Source organism: Blastopirellula marina DSM 3645, from assembly GCF_000153105.1.
In the GTDB taxonomy this organism is placed as follows: Bacteria; Planctomycetota; Planctomycetia; order Pirellulales; family Pirellulaceae; genus Blastopirellula; species Blastopirellula marina.
In genome coordinates this window covers 3,418,601-3,436,466 of record NZ_CH672376.1, presented here as the reverse complement: position 1 = coordinate 3,436,466, position 17,866 = coordinate 3,418,601, and the positions used below count along the sequence as shown (strand labels likewise).

Genomic DNA, 17,866 nt, shown 5'->3' with positions numbered 1-17,866 from the left:
GATGATGTGGTTTGTCGCCTGCTGTGCGCTGATGTCTGGCGCCGATTCGGAGCCGGCCCAGCCGACTCCTTCGACTGCCGTGATCGTGGTTGTCGGCGAACCGGGAGAAGCGCAGTACGCAGAAATGTTCGCCAACTGGGCCGATCGCTGGAAAGAAGCGACCGCCAAAGGGGAGAGTTCGTTCACGTGTATCGGTCTCACTTCCGCAGATCTCGCCAAGCAGGAAGATCGAGAGATCCTGCGCGAGACGCTCGCTGCGCTCGCAAAAGAACCTCCCGAGACATTGTGGGTCGTGCTGATTGGACACGGGACGTTTGACGGCAAGAAAGCGAAATTCAACCTCCGCGGCGCCGATATCACGGCGACCGAATTGGCCGAGCGTCTGGCGCCTCTTTCTTGTCGAACGGCCATCATTAACTGCGCCTCGGCTAGCGGTCCTTTTGTCAGTGAGCTCGCCCAAGCGAACCGGGTTGTCCTAGCGGCGACTCAAAGCGGATACGAGCAAAACTTCGCTCGCTTTGGCGGATACCTCTCCCAAGCAATCGGCGACGCTGCCGGCGATCTCGACAAAGATGGCCAAACATCGCTGCTGGAAGCCTGGCTCGCCGCCGCCCAACAAACGCAAGAGTACTATGACTCCGACGCGCGTTTAGCGACCGAACATTCGCTGCTCGACGACAACGGCGACGACAACGGCGACGGCAAAGGGACGCCGGCCGATTGGTTTCGCGGCATTCACCTTATCAAGAGGTCCAAAGACGCGACCTTGCCCGACGGTACTTTCGCCAACCAATTTATTCTTGTCCCTGGAGAAGATGCGCTGGTTCTCTCCGCAGAACAGCGCGAGCAACGTGACGCTCTTGAACGTCAACTCGCCGAACTCCGTCAACAGAAAGGGGAGCTTGCCGAAGGGGAATATCTCAATCGCCTGGAAGCGATACTCCTGCCGTTGGCGAAAATCTATCAATCGATGGAACAGCCGAAATAAAGCGTTGGATCGTGGCATCGCTGGAAAACGGGGCGACACGATAGTGACGCTCCCGCTCGGTGGTGAACCGCGGAGCGATCTCCTGGGGCCAGTGACAAACTTTATCGGCTCTGTCGTCGGATGTTTTACGAAGCCCCTGGGGGCTTGGTCGAAGCAGTGCTCGTGGGACCTTTCAGGAGATTCTCTTCGTCTTTCAGCGGCTGAACCTGGCGAGCCTGCTCTTTAATGACGCCGGCTTCACTGGATAGGCCACCTTCCGCTTTGGTCGCAGTCTCGTTGCGATCATTCGTGGGTGGTGGAGTGGGGACTCGCTCGACGCGGGGCGACTCTCCCGGCGTCCCGTTGAGCATCGTGACGGGGACTCCGTTAGGAAAGACGACCTCGCGCGCTTCGTCGGGCATTGAGATTCCCTGTTCCTGAAATGCCGACTTCACCAGCCGGATTACAGACGAACGCACCTTCAACCAACTATGTTCGCGGCCGTTGATCCAAAAGTAAACACGCAGGTTGATGGTCGTTCCACCTAAGCTATCGGCAAGCACGGACGGCTCGGGGTCATTTAGAACGGCCGGATGTTCTTCGAGCACTTTCCGCGCGATTTCTTGAGCCTCGTTGATCGAATCGTCATAACCGATGCCGACGACAAAATCTTCGCGCCGGTTAGCGTTGGCCGTGAAATTGCGAAGGTTGCTTTTGTAAACGGCCGCATTGGGGATTTGCACCAAGTTGCCGTCGAGCGTCATCAAGATCGTTGTACGGACATTCAACTGCTGCACGTACCCTGTCACGCCAACCACGTCGACCAGGTCGCCTGTTTCGAATGGCTGTTGCATACTTAAGAAGATGCTGGCCAGAAAGTTTTCGGTGATGTCCCGAAACGCGATTCCAAAGGCCAACCCGATCAGGCCGGTGCCGCCGACGACGGTCAGTGCGAGTTGCGTCAATCCAGAAACCCTGAGGACTACGTACGTGCCGCAAAGGAATGCGATTACGCCCAATCCGCGGGCAAGGACGTTTCGCAGCAGGGTCGCTCGAATTCGCTGGTGAAGTAGGTACCCCGCGAGGCGCGTAGCGAGCAGGCCGGCCCCAACCGAAAGGATCAAAATGCACAGTCCGAATGCAACGAAAGGGAGTGAGCGGATAATGTCTCGCCATAAGACCGTCAGACCGTTCCACGCAGGTTCGAAATCCCAGACCGACGGTTCCGGCACGTCCATGCGGTTGGCCACGGCGACGACATCTTGCGTGTTTCTGGCTAAATCGCCAGCCCATTTTTTGAGTTCATCGGTTTCCGCCTGACCGTTGAGAAAGACGACTCCTTCTTCGACCCGCACCAAGGGCTCCATGAACCAGCCGGTCGCGTTCAGCACGCTCTGGAGGCGCATGCGAATTTCTTCGTCACGTGCAATTGGTTTTACGTCGACTTTGGCGGGCGCGAGCGAAAGTTCTTCCTCATTGGGCGCCTTCTGTTGATTTGGCGCGTCGGTTGGACCGGTCGTTTCGGCCGGCGCTTGGGCGACGAGCGTCGCGGTCAGCATGCCTAGGGGAAGCACTAACAGCGCCGCAAGTAATTTTTGTCGATAACCAGTGGGGGCAGTTCGCCGCACAGGGATACTCTCTTTCTAAATCAGTCAATCGTTACCGTCGGCAGGCGTAAAGCGAGCGGACTACGCGGCGTCTGGGTCTACTCGATTCGCCGGATAGCGTGCGTCGATCTGACATCTTCTAAGTCACCATCTTAGCGTGAAAACGCAACCAGCGGACCGCTCTCCACATCGATCTATTCTAAAACGTCCACCAAGCCGGCGCTTGGATACTTCATCTCTCTACAGGAGTCTCTCGGCCTGACTTGGAAAGAATTGGCAAGCCGTTCGGTGACCGGAACCAAGTTCTTTCCAAAGTGGCAAATGAAGGCGAATTGTCCGTTTTTTATTTGAGTTCTTCAAAATGCGAAGTTGTCGAACCAAAAGTTTGCGGGGCCCCCTCCGGCGCGGTAATATGCCACCAGACGGGTTGCGGGAGACTCGTGAAGTGCGCAAGCGTTTCGCGTGAAATATTAGGTTCCGATCTTGTCACGCTTCTGATCCTTTTCATCAGCGCTAAACTGACACTTCGATCGATCCATTCGGCCTCCTATCTAATCTTCGGCCGTGGAATCAAGGAGAGACAATGAGTGAAGCTACGGTCTCCGCCGCAGCGGAAGCAGACGAAAAGCTAGGTGATTTTACGCAGCGCGTTCAGGCGATTCGTGAGAGTCTGCATCAGGTGGTGGTTGGTCAAGATGATTCGATCGATCAACTGTTGGTCTGTGCGTTGACTGGATCGCATGCGCTGCTGGTCGGCGTACCGGGACTGGCCAAGACCTTGATGGTCAAGGCGCTAGCGTCGGCGTTTGGCTGGAAGTTTTCACGGATTCAGTTCACTCCAGATTTAATGCCATCGGACGTGACCGGCTATGAACTGCTGGGCCGAGGAGAAGAGAACCAAGGTCCAACAATGGTCTTTCGGCCTGGTCCGGTTTTTTCCAACTTGGTGCTAGCGGACGAAATCAATCGTGCGGCGCCCAAGACGCAATCGGCGCTGCTGGAAGCGATGGCCGAGCAACAAGTCTCCGTAGGTGGGCAAACCTATCCGTTGGAGTCGCCGTTTTTGGTGGTCGCGACGCAAAACCCGATCGAGCAGGAAGGGACCTATCCGCTGCCCGAGGCGCAGCTTGACCGTTTTATGATGGAGATCCGGTTCGGCTATCCGACACCGGAGCAGGAAGAAGAGATCGTCTTGAAGACCACCTCGGGGCCGATGGTCATGCCGGCCGCGGCGCTCAACCGAGACGAATTTCTGGAACTGCGCGATCTAGTGCTGGCCGTACCGGTCCCCAAGAATGTCGCCAGCTATGCGGTGCGGTTGTGCGGTGGCAGTCGGCCCGAAGATGATCGAGCTCAGGCGATGGTCCGCGATTACGTCTCGTGGGGCGCCGGCCCCCGCGGCTCGCAAAATCTGGTGCTAGCCGCCAAAGCGTGTGCGCTGCTCGACGGAAGAACGGCGCCGACCGAAGAGGATGTTCGGCGCGTGGCAGGCCCGATTTTGCGGCATCGCATCATTCTCAACCATCGCGCGATCGGCGACTCGGTGACTGCGCTGCAGATCATTGAGGGACTGTTGAAAGACGTCGGATGACATCGCTTGCACAAGGATCGCGATTTTTCGATCGCCGCGCGCTTTCGGCGCTGGCGCACATGCGATTCACGACGGCGCATCGCGTCGAAGGTTCGTATAGCGGCCGACACAAATCGCGCCAACAAGGTGGCGCCGGCGAGTTTGTCGACTTCCGTGAGTACAGCGGTGGAGAAGACCTCCGGCGACTCGATTGGAAACTGCTCGCGCGTACCGGTAAAAGCTTTGTCCGGCTCCACCAGGAAGAAACCAACCTGGTCTGCATGTTGGCCATCGACGCGAGCGAAAGCATGGCTTTCTCGGGCAGTAAGTTGCGCACAGGTTCGAAGCTCGAATACGCTCAATTTCTGACAACGGCGCTCTCCTACATTATTAGTCTCGGCCAGGATCAAGTCGGACTCGCGGTGCTCAAGTCGCGTCTGGAAGATCATCTGTCGCCAGGCGGCACATCGGCGCACGTGATGCGGATCATGGAGCAGATCGAACAGATCAAAACCGTAGCGACCACACAATCGGCTCCAGGCTTACGAGAACTGTTCGAGCGCACGACTCAACGCGGCGTGCTGCTGTTCGTCTCCGACTTTTTGATGGAGGATTTGGACGAGACCTTCGCGGCGCTGCGACTATTTCGCCATCGTGGTCTCGAAGTTCTGACGCTGCACCTGATCCATCCCGAGGAAGAGACGTTGCCGCAAGGCAGCTCGTTTCGGTTTGAAGAGATGGAAAAAGGGGGATCGTTGAGTTGTACGCCGGATGAATTTCGGGACGATTACCAACGGCGATTTTCGGCCCATCAGGCGATGGTCCGGCAGATGACGTTGGCCGCTGGTTGCGACTATCGCCGCATCTCGACCTCGATTCCCTATTTGGAATCGCTCGGCGGATTTTTGATGGAACGCTCTGGATAACCCTACTCGCGACATCGCAACTTCGATCGGAACAGACACGTATGACCTTCGCGGCGCCATGGATCTTCGGTTTAGGCTTATTGGCCGTCGCCGCGCCGGTGCTTATTCATTGGCTTACGCGACCGCGACCGGTCGTCATGCGGCTTTCGACGTTGCGATTTGTCCGTGAAGCGGTGCAAAGTCGCAGCGCCGCTCATCGTCTGCGTGATTGGATCATCCTTGCGCTGCGTTGTGTCGCGATCTTGTTACTAACCGCCGCCTTCGCCGGGCCGCAGTGGGGCGAGCCGCCGCTGATTATCGATGACGGCGGAGACGCCGTTCGCGTTGTGGTGCTGGATGTGAGTCAAAGCATGGCCGCAACCGCTGGCAATACGCCTGGCGTTGAGCGTGCCCGGACGATCGCGGAACGTTATCTGCAATATCGGAGCGGACTGCGCACCAATCTAATCATCGCCGGCGCTCAGCCGCACGCCGTCTTCGAAAATGTCTCTACCAACTTCGAGGCGCTTCGCGAAGAGCTATCCCGCGCCGCAGCCCTTCCAGAGCGGATGGCGGTGGACGCGGCGCTTGAACTAGCGGCTCGTCAGCTTGCTCCACTGGATGAAAACGATCAGCGTCGGCGTGAACTGGTGGTGATTAGCGATTTTCAACGCAGCGGCTGGGGCGCAGCCAATTTTGACGCAATTGCCCCGGCGACGAAAATTCAGTTGGAGTCGACGGCGGCGGAAGAGACGCCAGACAACTTGGCGATTTTGAGCGCCGTTTGTCAACCAATAGGAGCGCGACAAGATCGAGTGCTGTTGACCGTGCGCGTCGGCAATTACAGTCCGACCAGTCGCAACTTGATCGTCGAGGCCGAAATCGGCGACGCCGCGTATCGTCTCTCCGGCGTCTGCGATCCACAGGACGAAGCGCTGTTGAAACAGGAGATTCCGATTCGAATGACCGGCTGGATTGCTGGACAGGTGCGGCTGGTCGATTCGGAAGATACGATACCCGGCGACGATTGGCGACCCGTCGTGGCGCGGCTGCGCGGCGAGCCGCAATATGTGCTGATTACGCAACAGACAGGGGAGGGGACGTCATCGAGTCATATTCTGGCCGTTGCTTTGGCGCCGGAAGACGATTGGGACTCAGCTTCCAGTCGACTGCATCGTATTCCGCCGCGCCTGCTCGACAATCAGTCGCTGACCGATGCGGACCTGATAGTGATCAATGATTGCGGCCAACTGTCGCCGGAACATTTGGAGGTGATCGCTCGACAACTGACGCGGGGACGCTCGCTATTGTATATCGCGAGTGACTCAATCGACGCCGTCAATCTAGCGCGGCTGGTCGAAGCAAGTCAGTTGGAGCTAGCGGTTCGCTTTGCTCCGCCGGCCCCAGGGGCCGATCGTCATGATCTACGACTGGTGACGTTTGAATCTCCGCGTCCGCCGCTCGCGAGCTTTGGCGATAGTTTGCCGGCGCTTATCGAACCGCTTCGATTTGGTGGAGGACTGAGCATTCAAGGGGGCTCGGTCGTCAATCCGGCGGCGGATGATTCGATCCGAGCGATGTATAGCGACGATACGCCGGCGATTGTGGTCGCGTCGACGGTCTCCGGCGGAACGCTAGCGATCGTGAACGCCGATTTGACTAGCTCGAACATCTGGAAGACCGGTGCATTGGTTCCCATTTTGGACGAGTTGGTGCAAGAGCTGCTCGCAACCGACTCAGGATCAGAAACGTATCTTTGCGGTGAAAAACTGGTGGCGCAAGTTGATACAGGTCGCGCGGCCGATACGCTCCGCATCGTACGCGACTCCGACGTACAGCCGGCGACAGACGAATCGTTGGGACGACTGCTTGACGAAGGCAACTCCGTGCTCTGGCAATGGGACGCGCCCGACGTCCAAGGCGTTTATCAAATCCAAGACAACCGCGAGACGCTGTTTGCGGCGGCGATCGCGATCCCTGCCGAAGAGGCCGACCTGGCGACATTGCCTGCCGATGTAGTGCTGGACCGACTGGTCACTGGACACGAAGTGCATTTTTCGGCGCCAGGCGCGAGCGCGGCTTGGGAACATGATTTGTGGAAGTGGTTCGCTGTTGGCGTGCTCGTTTGTCTGCTGGCCGAGGTAGCGACGTTAATGGTTTTTCGAACCTGATTTTCCGTCTGCTTAAGGTTTGTCCTCTTGATCCGTTTTGATCCTCACATTCCGCTCGCACTTTGGTTGCCGCTGGCGATAGCCGCCGCGGCGATTCTGGTGGTCTACGCGCGGCGCACCGCTAGCAAGCTTCCGCGGCGTCGGCTGGCCTGGGTGATGGGATGGATGGGCGTTTGCATGCTGATCCCGCTGGTGATTCTGCTAAATCCGATTTGGGTACGGCGCAGTCCTCCCCCGCCGGGCAAACCGTTGCTGACGGTGTTGATCGATCGTTCGGCAAGTATGGGGACTGCCGATGGAAACGCGACTGGTCAATCGCGTTTGGCGGTTGGACAAGCGATCGCTCAAAGCGTGGTTGACCAGCTAGGCGAGGATTACGAAATTCGACTTCGCGCGTTTGACCAGACGAGTTCGCCAACGGACCTGCAATCGCTCGCGCAGCTCACCCCTGTTGGCGGCGTAACCGATCTGGCCGGCAGTTTGAACCAAGTGTTGGGAGAAGATCGTCCTCCCGGTCAGGCGGTGCTCGTGTTGAGCGACGGGATTGATACGTCGGGCGCTTCGGCGGCTGCGCTGCGGAAGATTGGCGAGCGAGCCAATGCGCTCAGCACGCCGCTGTTTGTTCGTACGATCGGCACGCAAGCCGGAGTGCGCGACCTGCAGATTTCATTACGGCAGTCGCAAGAGTTGGCGTTCGCCGACCAAGAGGTCCCGATCACGGTGCGCCTGTCGCACAGCTACGGCAATCCTCAGACGACAGAGCTTTTGCTGCAGCGCAACGGCGAAACGGTCGAGTCCCGCGTTGTCTCACTCACCGATAACACGCCGATCGAAGAGCGGTTCTACGTCTCGCAAAAGCAGAGCGGGCTCTACAACTACGCCGTTTCCGCCAAACCGCTGGATAACGAAGTCACCGACTTAAACAACTCGTCTACGCTGCAACTGCGAGTGATCGATCAACCGGTGTCGATTTTGCTGTTGGAAGGAAAGCCGTATTGGGATTCGAAGTTTCTCATCCGCACGCTCTCTGCCGATCCATCGGTCGCATTGACCAGCGTCGTACAAATGGCGCCAGGCCGCTTTCTGCAGCGTCAAGTGCAACGTACCTCTGCAATGACAGCCGACGCCGAGTCAGCAGATCCAACAAATGTTTCCAGTGACCAGTGGAAGATTCACAAGGGTGCGTCCCAGGTGCTTTCCGACCCCGAGTTCCTATCGCAATTTCAAATTATCCTGCTCGGCCGCAGCACCGAAGCTTATCTGACCGACGAATCGTTGCGACAACTAAAAAGTTGGCTGACCACCAGCGAAGGCACGCTCGTCTGTTTTCGCGGAGCGCCGGCGTCGCAGTTGAATCAACAGTTGGAGGCGCTGATGCCGGTGGAGTGGTCGCCGGATCGAGAATCGCACTTCCGTCTGGCGCTGACCGACATGGGCGAATCGGCCCAATGGCTGCCGGAGACGGGCCAGAATTTAGCGTTGTTGCCATCGTTGGCCGTGTCAGCGAAGCCAGAGGATGTGAAGCCGCTGACCACCGTATTGGCCACCAGCTCGGGCGAAGCGGAAGCGGTTCCGCTGATCACCTTCCGGCCAACGGGACGAGGGCGAGTCGTCGTGCTTGAGGGCTCCGGCATGTGGCGCTGGGCGTTTCTACCGCCAGAGCATCAGCAACAAGACGCGGTCTATGCGCAACTGTGGCGCAGCTTGGTGCGGTGGTTGGTTTCGCATGCTGGCCTGTTGCCGAATCAACAGATCGCCCTCCGGACCGACGCTGTCACTCTCAGTTCCAGCCAGTCGGCGACGGCCACATTGCTGCTTCGACCCGACGTCTGGAAATCGACGCCCAACGTACAGCTGATCAGCGATTCGCTCGCTAAACCGCAGACCATCGTCCCGATTGGAGACGAAGAGAGCGGCGTTTTTCAGGTTAGTTTCGGCCGACTGCCGCCGGGACACTATACCGCGAGAGCATTGACCGGCGCCGAAACAGAAATGGCTGCGGAGACCAGTTTTGATGTCACCAGCAATTTGAAAGAGCGACTAGATGTGGTCGCGCGTCCGTTGGCGATGCAAGACTTGGCCCTACGGAGCGGCGCCAAAGCGTTGGAAGGGGATGCAGTCGATCAATTGCCAGAGATGCTTCATCAAGCGTTCGTCGAGCACCGTGATCGCAATCGGCCAGAACGAATCGTTCGTACCTCTGCGTGGGATCGCTGGTGGGTGCTAGTGTTGTCGTTTGGACTGTGGGGGTGTACGTGGGCCGTTCGCCGCATGTCAGGGCTCATCTAACACGAAGTACGGCTGACCTATGAATCCTCGACCTCCAATTCCTCCCGAATCAAGCGGCCAGGCGCTTCGCGTCAAGTTGCGGCAAGTGACGCGTCGCTATCGCGAAGTCGCGGCGCTGGCGGCAGCGGCGTGGGGATTGTTGGCTGCCTTGGGCGTGTTGCTGATATCGGTATGGCTCGATCTGGCGTTTGAGTTGACCTCGGTCTGGCGAGCAGCGGTTCCCGGAATCGCTGCGATAGTCGGTCTCACGCTTACCATTGTGTTAATCTATCAGCGATTCCGCTCTTTCACGCCAGCGAAAGCCGCGCGCTTGGTGGACGAAACCGCCCAGGCCCGCGGCATGGTGATTTCGGGTTGGGATTTGCAACAAGCGGATGCGGGGCGAACGCGCGGAAATTTTCGCGCGACAGCCGGGCTCGCCCAGTTGGCGATTGCTAACGCAGGTGTGTTGGCCAAACATATTTCACTACGTCAGGCGGTTCCCTGGAAACCGGCGGCGCGACCGTGGGGGATCGTGCTCGTAATGACTCTGCTCGTTGCCATGGTTGCGCTGTTCGCGTCGCAATTTGCAGCCGGACAGTGGCGACGGTTCGCACATCCGTGGGACGATGCGCCCCCGGCCTTTTACTTGCTGCTGAAGGTCACGCCGGGGGATGCTGACGTTCGCTACGGAGATTCGCTTGATATCTTTGTCGAATCGGCGACGACGCCGCTAGAAGATGTCGAGCTGGTGTTGGTTCGCGCCGAGCAAGAAGAGCGGGTCCCGATGTTCCGCGACAACGATGGCAGTTATCGCGCCGTGCTGACGCGGCTGATGGATCCGGCTGAATATTATGTGCGAGCGTTTCGTGCTCGCAGCGAAAAGCACCGCATTCGCATTTTAACGGCGCCAGAAATTGAATCCGTGCAGGTAGTGGTCACTCCGCCCGAATATGCCGGCGGGATCGGTCGCTACCGGGGCGCACTTCCCCGCGCCGGGGTCGCCGGTTTGCCAGGAACGCAGGTTCAGTTCACCGCGACCAGTCAACGTCCTCTGGCCGGCGGAACGCTTGCGGTGTTCTCGGGGGATCAGATCCAAACCATGGAACTGAAACCGTCGGCCGAGCACCCAGAGATGGTCGCCGGAATATGGACGATTCAAACCGCCGGCAGATTTGAACTGCGAGTCCGTGACATTGACGGCCAAGAGTCGCGTGAATCGGTCGCCGGTACGATCACGCTGATCGCGGATCAACGCCCGTTCGTACGGATCCTGAAACCGCAGCCAAAATCGCTGGCGACTCCGGCGGCGCATCTGCCGATCGAGCTTGCTGCTGAGGATGACTACGGCGTGTCACGGTTCTCGCTCTATCGCAGCTTGAACGGATCGCGACCACTACCGTTGGATATCCCCGTTTTGACGCCGGCGCCGACCAATAAAGTCGAAACGATCTATCTGCCGCTCGCGGCGTATGGTCTCGAGTCCGGCGACGAAATCAAACTGTTTGCTCGTGTCGAAGACAATCATCCTGATCCGGCGCAGAGTGCGGAAACGCCGGTCGTCACGGTGCGAATTATCTCGCAACAAGAGTTTGAACAGATGCTCCGACAGCGCGAGGGGCTTAACGTGTTGATGTCGAAATACCGTCAGGCCCAACGAATGCTGGAAAAGCTGCGACAGAAAGCGCGCGAGTTGCAAGAGAAGAACGCCAACAAGAAAGGACTGATCCCAAAAGAAGATAAGGCCGCGGCCGAAGAGCTTGCCAGACAACTTCGCGAAGCCGCCCAGGCGCTTGCCAAAGCGGCCAAGCATACGTTGCCCTACGATGTGGATCAACAACTGACTCCGAAATTGGCGGAGTTGATCCAACGGCTAGAGCAAGCGGCCGACAATCTGGAGCGAAGCTTGAAGCGTTTGGTCGACATGAGTCAAATTGCCGAACTCAACGCGGAACTCGCGGAATTATCGGCGCTCCTTGGTCAGCAGTCCGATCTGTATGGCGAGTCGGCGATGGCTCCGCTGGAGCAGTTAGAACAAGTCATGCCGATCCTGGTTGGCGTCTCCCGTTTCCAACAATTGGTCAAAGCGCAACGCGATCTGGCCGAACGGTTGGCCGCGATCCATGGGAAAGATGGCGAAGACAATCCGGCGCTGAAGGCCCGGATGCGGGATCTCCAAGCCGAACAGAAAGGCTTGCGCGTTGAACTTGATTCATTGCTGAACGACCTTCAGGACGCGGTCGAAAACTTGCCGGCGGGAGAGCGATTCGACAAGATGCGAAAGAACGTCACCGATTTTGTGACGCTGCTGCGCGAAAGTGACGCCGCCGCCGAAATGTCGCAGTGTGAACAAGGATTGGCCGAGTTTACCGGAACCAAAGCCCATCAACATGCGGTGCGGGCTGCCGAGATCTTAGAGCAATTTCAGAACGACTCGAACAACTCGGCTGAGCAGGCGCAACAATTTTTGGTAGCAATACCTGGACTAGGGCAAAGCCTGTCCAATACCGCCGGTCAAGTTCTGGGTGAGATGGGCCTGGGCGCGGGACAAGCGGGGCGCAGCGCCAGCAACCGTGGAAAAGTGGGCTTGTATGGCGATATGCCGAGCATGGCCGAGATGAATGAACCAGGATCAGCAGGAACCGCCGCAGTTGGCGGAGAGAATCCTGATCTCCCGACGATGCTTGATTTAATGACGCCGGGCGCTGCTTCCGGCGGCGGGCTGGGTGAAGTGCCGCTGCGATATCGACGCCGCGTCTCTGAATACTTCCGTCGCCTTTCTGCAGAAATACAGCAATCCGAAGAAATTCAGGAGGAGCCTTCCCCATGAAAATAGTATTTCCCTTGATGACGCTGTCGCTTGTCGCGCTATTGCTGGGGATCGCTCCACATAGTCGAGCCGCCGATAGCGCGACGGATACGCCTGTCGCTGGCGCGGCGATTCCCGACTCGGCGCAAACCGGCGGCGAAGCGGAAAGCATCGTTCAGGTCGCCAACCTCGTCTATGCCGGCGTACGTAGCAGCAAGTGCTTTTCCGATCATTTTTTGATCTTGGCCGAGCAAGAGACGGCGATTAGCACCAGTCGCCGCTTTCACGCGGTGAAACTTGCCAGTGAGCGCCTGTACGACTATCCGATGGTGATTATGACCGGCGAAGGCGCGTTCGAATTGCCGGAATCGGAGCGGCAAAGTTTGCGGCGGTATATCGAACGCGGCGGATTTCTCCTCGCTTCGGCCGGGTGTTCGTCCGAAGAATGGAATCGTTCGTTTCGCGCCGAAATGGCCGAGATCTTTCCCACACACGCGCTGACGCCGCTGAACCTAGAGCATCCGATCTTTCACACCGTCAGCGATATCACGGAACTGACTGCCAACCATGGATCGCCGCAACCGATCGAAGGTGTGAGCATCAGCGGGCGAATCGGCGTGATCTTTTCGCAAGATGGGTTGAACGATACCCGACATACGCAAGGCTGCTGCTGCTGTGGCGGCAATGAAATCCGCAATGCGGAAAAAATCAATGTCAATATCCTGGCCTATGCGTTGACCTACTAGAGTTCGATGTCCACGACCCAACAAATATCCGCTAAACCGCTCGATCAGCCGATTTCTCGCCTGGCGGGGATGTTGCTGGCCTGTGCGGTGGCGGTCGGGGGATGCAGCCGCGCGTCGAGCAAAGTAGAGCCGGTCACGGTGGTGGTGAGCGGCGATACGCATGGTTGGATCGTGCCGTGCGGATGCACTAGCAATCAGTCTGGCGGACTACTGCGCCGCGGCAGCTATCTAGCAGCATTACGGCGGCGCGGCCCAGTCCTCTATTTTGACTGCGGCGGCGCCGGCAGCGGTGACTCGCCGTATGATATCGCCAAGCTCGCCGCGATCATCCGCGGCGAACAAGAGATGGGCCTGGTGCTGCACAATATTGGCGCGGCGGAAGCATCCCTGGGCGCGGCGGACCTGCGGCAACTAGCAGAGTCGCTCGGCGGCGATGTTTTTCTTTCGGCGAATGTTCGTGACGCCGCGGGAGAACGGATCGGCGCCGCATGGGAGATCGTCGAACAGGGGGGACAGAAACTCCTGGTGACCGGCGTCCTCTCACCACAATTTGCGACGGCAGATTTGCAGGTCGGCGTCGCCAAAAATGAGATCCTCGCGGTTATCGCCGAAACCGCATCGCAGGGGCCCTTCACGGCGATCATCGTTCTGGCGTATGCGCCCGAAGCGGAGCTTCGCCAGCTTGTCGCACAGCTGCCAGAGGTAGACGCGGTGATCGGCGGACCGACTGGTCAGGCGATCGCTCCGCAGCGCGTGGGTCGTACTGTGTTGGCGGCGGCGACCAACAAGGGGAAATTTCTTATTGAGCTGACCCTCTCTAACAAACCAGGCGAACCGATTACCGGGTCGGCGATCGAGATGGAAGAGACGTACCCTGATCAGCCGCAACAGCAAGGAAATTTGCAGCGTTTTTACCAGCTGTTGGCGGAGCAAGATTTTATGCCGTCGCAAACATCGTTTGCCGCCGTGCTCCCTTATGCTCGCAATACGGCGGCGCGGATCGTCGGCAATCATTCATGTCAGAAATGCCATACCGACGAATACGAGGCTTGGTTGAAATCGCCCCACGCGCATGCTTGGCGGACACTGGAAGCGGACGGATCACATGTCGATTCGTATTGTCAGCAATGCCACGTCACTGGGTACGGAGCTGAAGGCGGGTTCGCCTCTCGCAAAACGTCAACCGCAATGGTGAACGTTGGCTGTGAAAGTTGCCATGGACCTTCTGAGATGCATGCCAAAGACCCTCAGACGCCTACCAGTTTCTTCGCAAACGCGGCGGCTGCGTGTACGGGATGTCATGACCGCGAGAATAGTCCCCATTTCGACTACTCCACTTACTGGCCGCAGATCGAGCACGGGGGAAGGAGCACTGACCAATGATCCAACCAAAGTCATCCATGTCCGGTTTGCGATTGTTAGGTGGAATGCTGTTGGCAATCACTTTAATGATGCTAGCTGCGGCGCCGGCTTGCGCGCAGAAAGACGATTCTGCGCTGGATCAGGAACTGATGAAATCGTTGGGGAATCCCCTCGGAGAGATCGTCGACGAAGCTCCCGCTGCATCAAGCGCACTGCCGCCGGATGCAGCGGCGATGCCTGAGGAGTCATCGGACGAAACGACTCGGCCAGCGTTGGACGAGCCGTTGCAGGGCGCGATCATCGGCTTGACCGCTGGAATGCAAAAGGCCCAGGTCGACCAGAAACCGGCTTTCGTCATTGCCAGCGGGAAAAGTTGCCCTTGGTGTTATCGCTTAAAGCAGGAGATGCGCAAGCTTGAAATCGCGCAAGTGCTGCAGCGCTGGACTCTGATTGAAGTGGATGTCGATGCTAGCCCCGAAGATGCCGAAAAATTGGGAGTCTCGGCGATTCCGGCGCTGCGCTTGTTGACCACCACCGGACAGGATGTCGCTCGGCACGACGGCTATCTCGCCGCCGCTGCGTTGCTTGCTTGGTTGGAAGAAAATCATGACGCCGCCGCCAACCGAACCGACAATCTTTTGCTTGGCGCGGATCCGCCGAACGCCGGAAGCGTACTGAAACTGATTCGACATTTAGACGATCGTGACCCGCTAGTCCGCCAGGCGGCGATCGGCCGGCTGCAGGTGGTTCCGGAACTCTCCGGTGAGCCGTTACTCAATGCATTTGAAGGGGGAAGTTTGGCCAAGCGCCTGGCGATTCTCGAGATTTTCGACCAGTGGAACGCTCCGATCGAAGCGATCGATCCTTGGCGCCCCGAAGCGATCGACGAGCAGGTATTTGCGCGTCTCCGCGAGTGGAACGCACAGCGTCAGCCGCAAGGCGCCGCCGTTAAGAAACTCTCGACGAAAGAGATGGACGCCGCGCAGTTGCAGATCGATCGCTTGCTGCAGGCGAGTCTGGCGGACGGGGCGGTGATCGCGGCGCGCCTGGCGCGGCATGCAGAGGCACTTTTACCGGAAGTTGTGCGCCGACTGCAAGATGCGCAAACCGACGAAGAGCGGACCAAGCTCCGGGCGCTGCGCTACCGCTTGGTGGCCAATGATGCATTGGTTCTCCGTTTTCCCGGCGGATTGGCGCGGTTAGCATCGTCAGACGCTTTGGTCCGACGTCAGGCGGCCCAGCAACTGGTTAGCTTGGCGACTGCCGCCGAACAACCTCTGCTGCTGGAGCTATTCAGCGACGCAGACCCGCTCATTCGCGAAACGGCCCTCCGCGGATTGCAGGAGATGGGGGGAGAGCGAGCGACCGAGTCGCTGGCAAAACTGCTGAAAGACCCCGAGCCGAATGTTCGCGCCGCGGTGCTGCAGCAATTGGCCGAAGGCGCATCGCCGGCAATGCTTGCGGATGTCGCCGCGTATGTGAAAATGGAAAAGGACGCGGATTTATTGGTGCACGCGATACGGTACCTACGCGAGATCTCGCAGCCGCAAAGCGCTCAGGCGCTGCTCGACCTGTTACCGCACGAGAACTGGCAGGTTCGCGCCGAAGCGGCCGAAGCGCTGAAGGAACTGGACTATGACGAACTTGGTGAAAATCCGGAGCTACTAGCTGACTTGAAAGCTGCGCTAATTTTCCGCCTGTCGGACGACGATCCATTTGTTGTAAGTCGAGCCGCCGAAGCATTGACGCAACAAATGAGCGCAGACGCGATTCAACCGCTCTTCGTCGCGGCGGAAAGGCATCCAGCCATCGCCGCCGAGATCCTCAAGAATCTCGCCTATCACGCGGATGAATACCCCAGCGTTTCGGCGCACTTTCGCAAATTGCTCGAGAATAAAGAGCCAGCGATGCGAATCGCCGCCGTAATGGGATTAACGCGCGCCGACGCGCAAACCTTGCTTGAGTGGTTGCCGTTGGCCCTGAACGATGAGAGCGCGAAGGTCCGCAGCGTTGGCGCCGCCGCGTTGTTTCAACAGATGGAAATAGAGCGAGACAGCGCCAAAGAGTTGATCCTCGACGGCGGCTCTGCCTCCGCTGCTGTTTCCCGAGGCTCTAGCCGATTCTTTGGCCTGGAAAACCCCTTCGGATTCGGAAATCGCAAAGGAAAAAATGGGGCCGACGAAGGTGCGAATCCAACGTCGTCGCATCCTTGGGAGGTCTGGCTGAGCCAATATTCCGCTGGCGAAAACCGGACCAAATACGGACCAAAGATCCTTAATCCGCTCACAAAGATGATGGAGAGCGAAGATCCTGAGGAGCGGATCACCGCGGCGCTGGTCTTGGTTCCCTTGGGTCATCAGCAGACGGCGTTGCCGGTCATTCTAGAGACGGTCCGGCAATCGCCAGAGTTGATCAATCGCGCGTTGGCGATTTTGCCGTGGATATCTTGGGAACAACGGCAGGATTTGTTTGCGACGCTGTATCCCATTGCCGAACAGCAGTTGCAGCAACAACTAGCGCTGCGAGCAGCAAGTTCGGCGCTCGACTCTCGGGCTGCGGATCTGTTGTGGCCCCTATTGGCGAAGGAAAACGTTGACCTAGAGATGGCCGCAGGGATTCACCTAAGCCTGATGAACGCCTATTTTGGCAAGTCCTATTGGTACGGCGGAGACCTCAGTACAAGCAAACGCAAAAAAATTGTAACAGCCGCTGAGAAGCATGCCGAAACCGGGAACGAAATGGAGTCGTTAGTGGCGCTGCAGTTGTTGGCGAAAGTTGACCAACAACTGGCCTTCCAACTTGCCGCCGAAATCGCTGAAGACTCTGCGCGGCCAGATCCGCTGCGCCGCAATGCATTTCAGATCAGTCTGCTGTTAACTCCGGAGGAAGAGCAAGTTGCAAGATTGCTTGCCGCGCTGAACAGCGGTCAGGCCGAGCGCAGGGAACTCGCGTTCGTGATGTTGATCGCGGGGTCCGAAGATCGTTCTCTGTCTCGCATTTATGATACGTTTGCGTTCAGTTGGCCTTACAACGAGTTGTCCATGAGCGGCCCCCCAGGGCCGATTATTCCGACGCTGCCTGGGAGCTTGAACATCGAGGACGTCCGGCCGTGGTCAAAGCATCCATCGGCCAAAATTCGCGCTTATGCTGGCTACGCACTTGCGCTGGCGGGCGAAGTGGAGGGACTCGATCCGTTGTTGGAGTACTGGCGGACTGAAGCGAATCGCGATTCGGTGACCAATGTTCTCGTCTACCGCGCGATCGCCAAATTGAATGCGGTCCAACACCTCGATATCCTTCGCACCATTTACAATCCAGAGCAGTTCGGCTATTCCGAAAATCAACGGTTCTATTGGACGATCCGCATCATGAGCGGAGACGAAGCGTTGGAACTGCGAAAGAAGATTCGTGATGAAGTTGGCATGTCAAATTTGCGTTAATCGCCGGAGGTCGTACCGGCT

At 58.1% G+C, this 17,866-nt stretch carries 10 protein-coding genes; 9 read left to right on the top strand and 1 reads right to left on the bottom strand.

The annotated features are described in order from the left end of the window. Position 1 precedes the first annotated feature (1 nt). On the top strand, positions 2 to 988 hold the full coding sequence (locus tag DSM3645_RS15795; RefSeq protein WP_040351888.1) for a hypothetical protein: 987 nt from the start codon (positions 2 to 4) through the stop codon (positions 986 to 988). A 125-nt stretch (positions 989 to 1,113) separates the two neighbouring features. On the opposite strand, the gene DSM3645_RS15790 is transcribed toward DSM3645_RS15795, so the two are convergent. Continuing rightward, positions 1,114 to 2,595, bottom strand: a complete 1,482-nt coding sequence (locus DSM3645_RS15790; protein ID WP_202594950.1) for a mechanosensitive ion channel family protein — start codon at positions 2,593 to 2,595, stop codon at positions 1,114 to 1,116. A 562-nt stretch (positions 2,596 to 3,157) separates the two neighbouring features. On the opposite strand from DSM3645_RS15790, the gene DSM3645_RS15785 reads away from it, so the two are divergent. From DSM3645_RS15785 to DSM3645_RS15750, 8 genes are read left to right on the top strand one after another with little or no spacing between them, the layout of a single operon-like run. Continuing rightward, positions 3,158 to 4,165 carry an AAA family ATPase gene (locus DSM3645_RS15785; RefSeq protein ID WP_002653230.1) on the top strand — a complete coding sequence of 336 codons (1,008 nt, stop codon included), beginning with the start codon at positions 3,158 to 3,160 and terminating at the stop codon, positions 4,163 to 4,165. Next, complete coding sequence (locus DSM3645_RS15780; RefSeq protein ID WP_002653229.1) at positions 4,162 to 5,070, top strand: DUF58 domain-containing protein; 909 nt, start codon at positions 4,162 to 4,164, stop codon at positions 5,068 to 5,070. The genes DSM3645_RS15785 and DSM3645_RS15780 overlap by 4 nt, the downstream gene beginning before the upstream one ends. Positions 5,071 to 5,111: 41 nt before the next feature. Next, positions 5,112 to 7,220: a vWA domain-containing protein gene (locus DSM3645_RS15775; protein WP_002653228.1), complete on the top strand. Its 2,109-nt coding sequence runs from the start codon at positions 5,112 to 5,114 to the stop codon at positions 7,218 to 7,220. Positions 7,221 to 7,247: 27 nt separating this feature from the next. Next, positions 7,248 to 9,509: a VWA domain-containing protein gene (locus DSM3645_RS15770; RefSeq protein WP_002653227.1), complete on the top strand. Its 2,262-nt coding sequence runs from the start codon at positions 7,248 to 7,250 to the stop codon at positions 9,507 to 9,509. Between the two features lie 19 nt (positions 9,510 to 9,528). Continuing rightward, positions 9,529 to 12,318: a hypothetical protein gene (locus tag DSM3645_RS15765; protein ID WP_002653226.1), complete on the top strand. Its 2,790-nt coding sequence runs from the start codon at positions 9,529 to 9,531 to the stop codon at positions 12,316 to 12,318. Continuing rightward, positions 12,315 to 13,043: a DUF4159 domain-containing protein gene (locus DSM3645_RS15760; protein ID WP_050769397.1), complete on the top strand. Its 729-nt coding sequence runs from the start codon at positions 12,315 to 12,317 to the stop codon at positions 13,041 to 13,043. The genes DSM3645_RS15765 and DSM3645_RS15760 overlap by 4 nt, the downstream gene beginning before the upstream one ends. Before the next feature lie 6 nt (positions 13,044 to 13,049). Continuing rightward, positions 13,050 to 14,426 (top strand): multiheme c-type cytochrome, encoded by a 1,377-nt coding sequence (locus DSM3645_RS15755; RefSeq protein WP_040351887.1) that lies wholly within the window; start codon positions 13,050 to 13,052, stop codon positions 14,424 to 14,426. Further along, the gene (locus DSM3645_RS15750) at positions 14,423 to 17,845 is read left to right on the top strand and encodes a HEAT repeat domain-containing protein (RefSeq protein ID WP_081444847.1); all 3,423 of its coding nucleotides are present in this window, start codon (positions 14,423 to 14,425) and stop codon (positions 17,843 to 17,845) included. The genes DSM3645_RS15755 and DSM3645_RS15750 overlap by 4 nt, the downstream gene beginning before the upstream one ends. Positions 17,846 to 17,866: the final 21 nt, after the last annotated feature.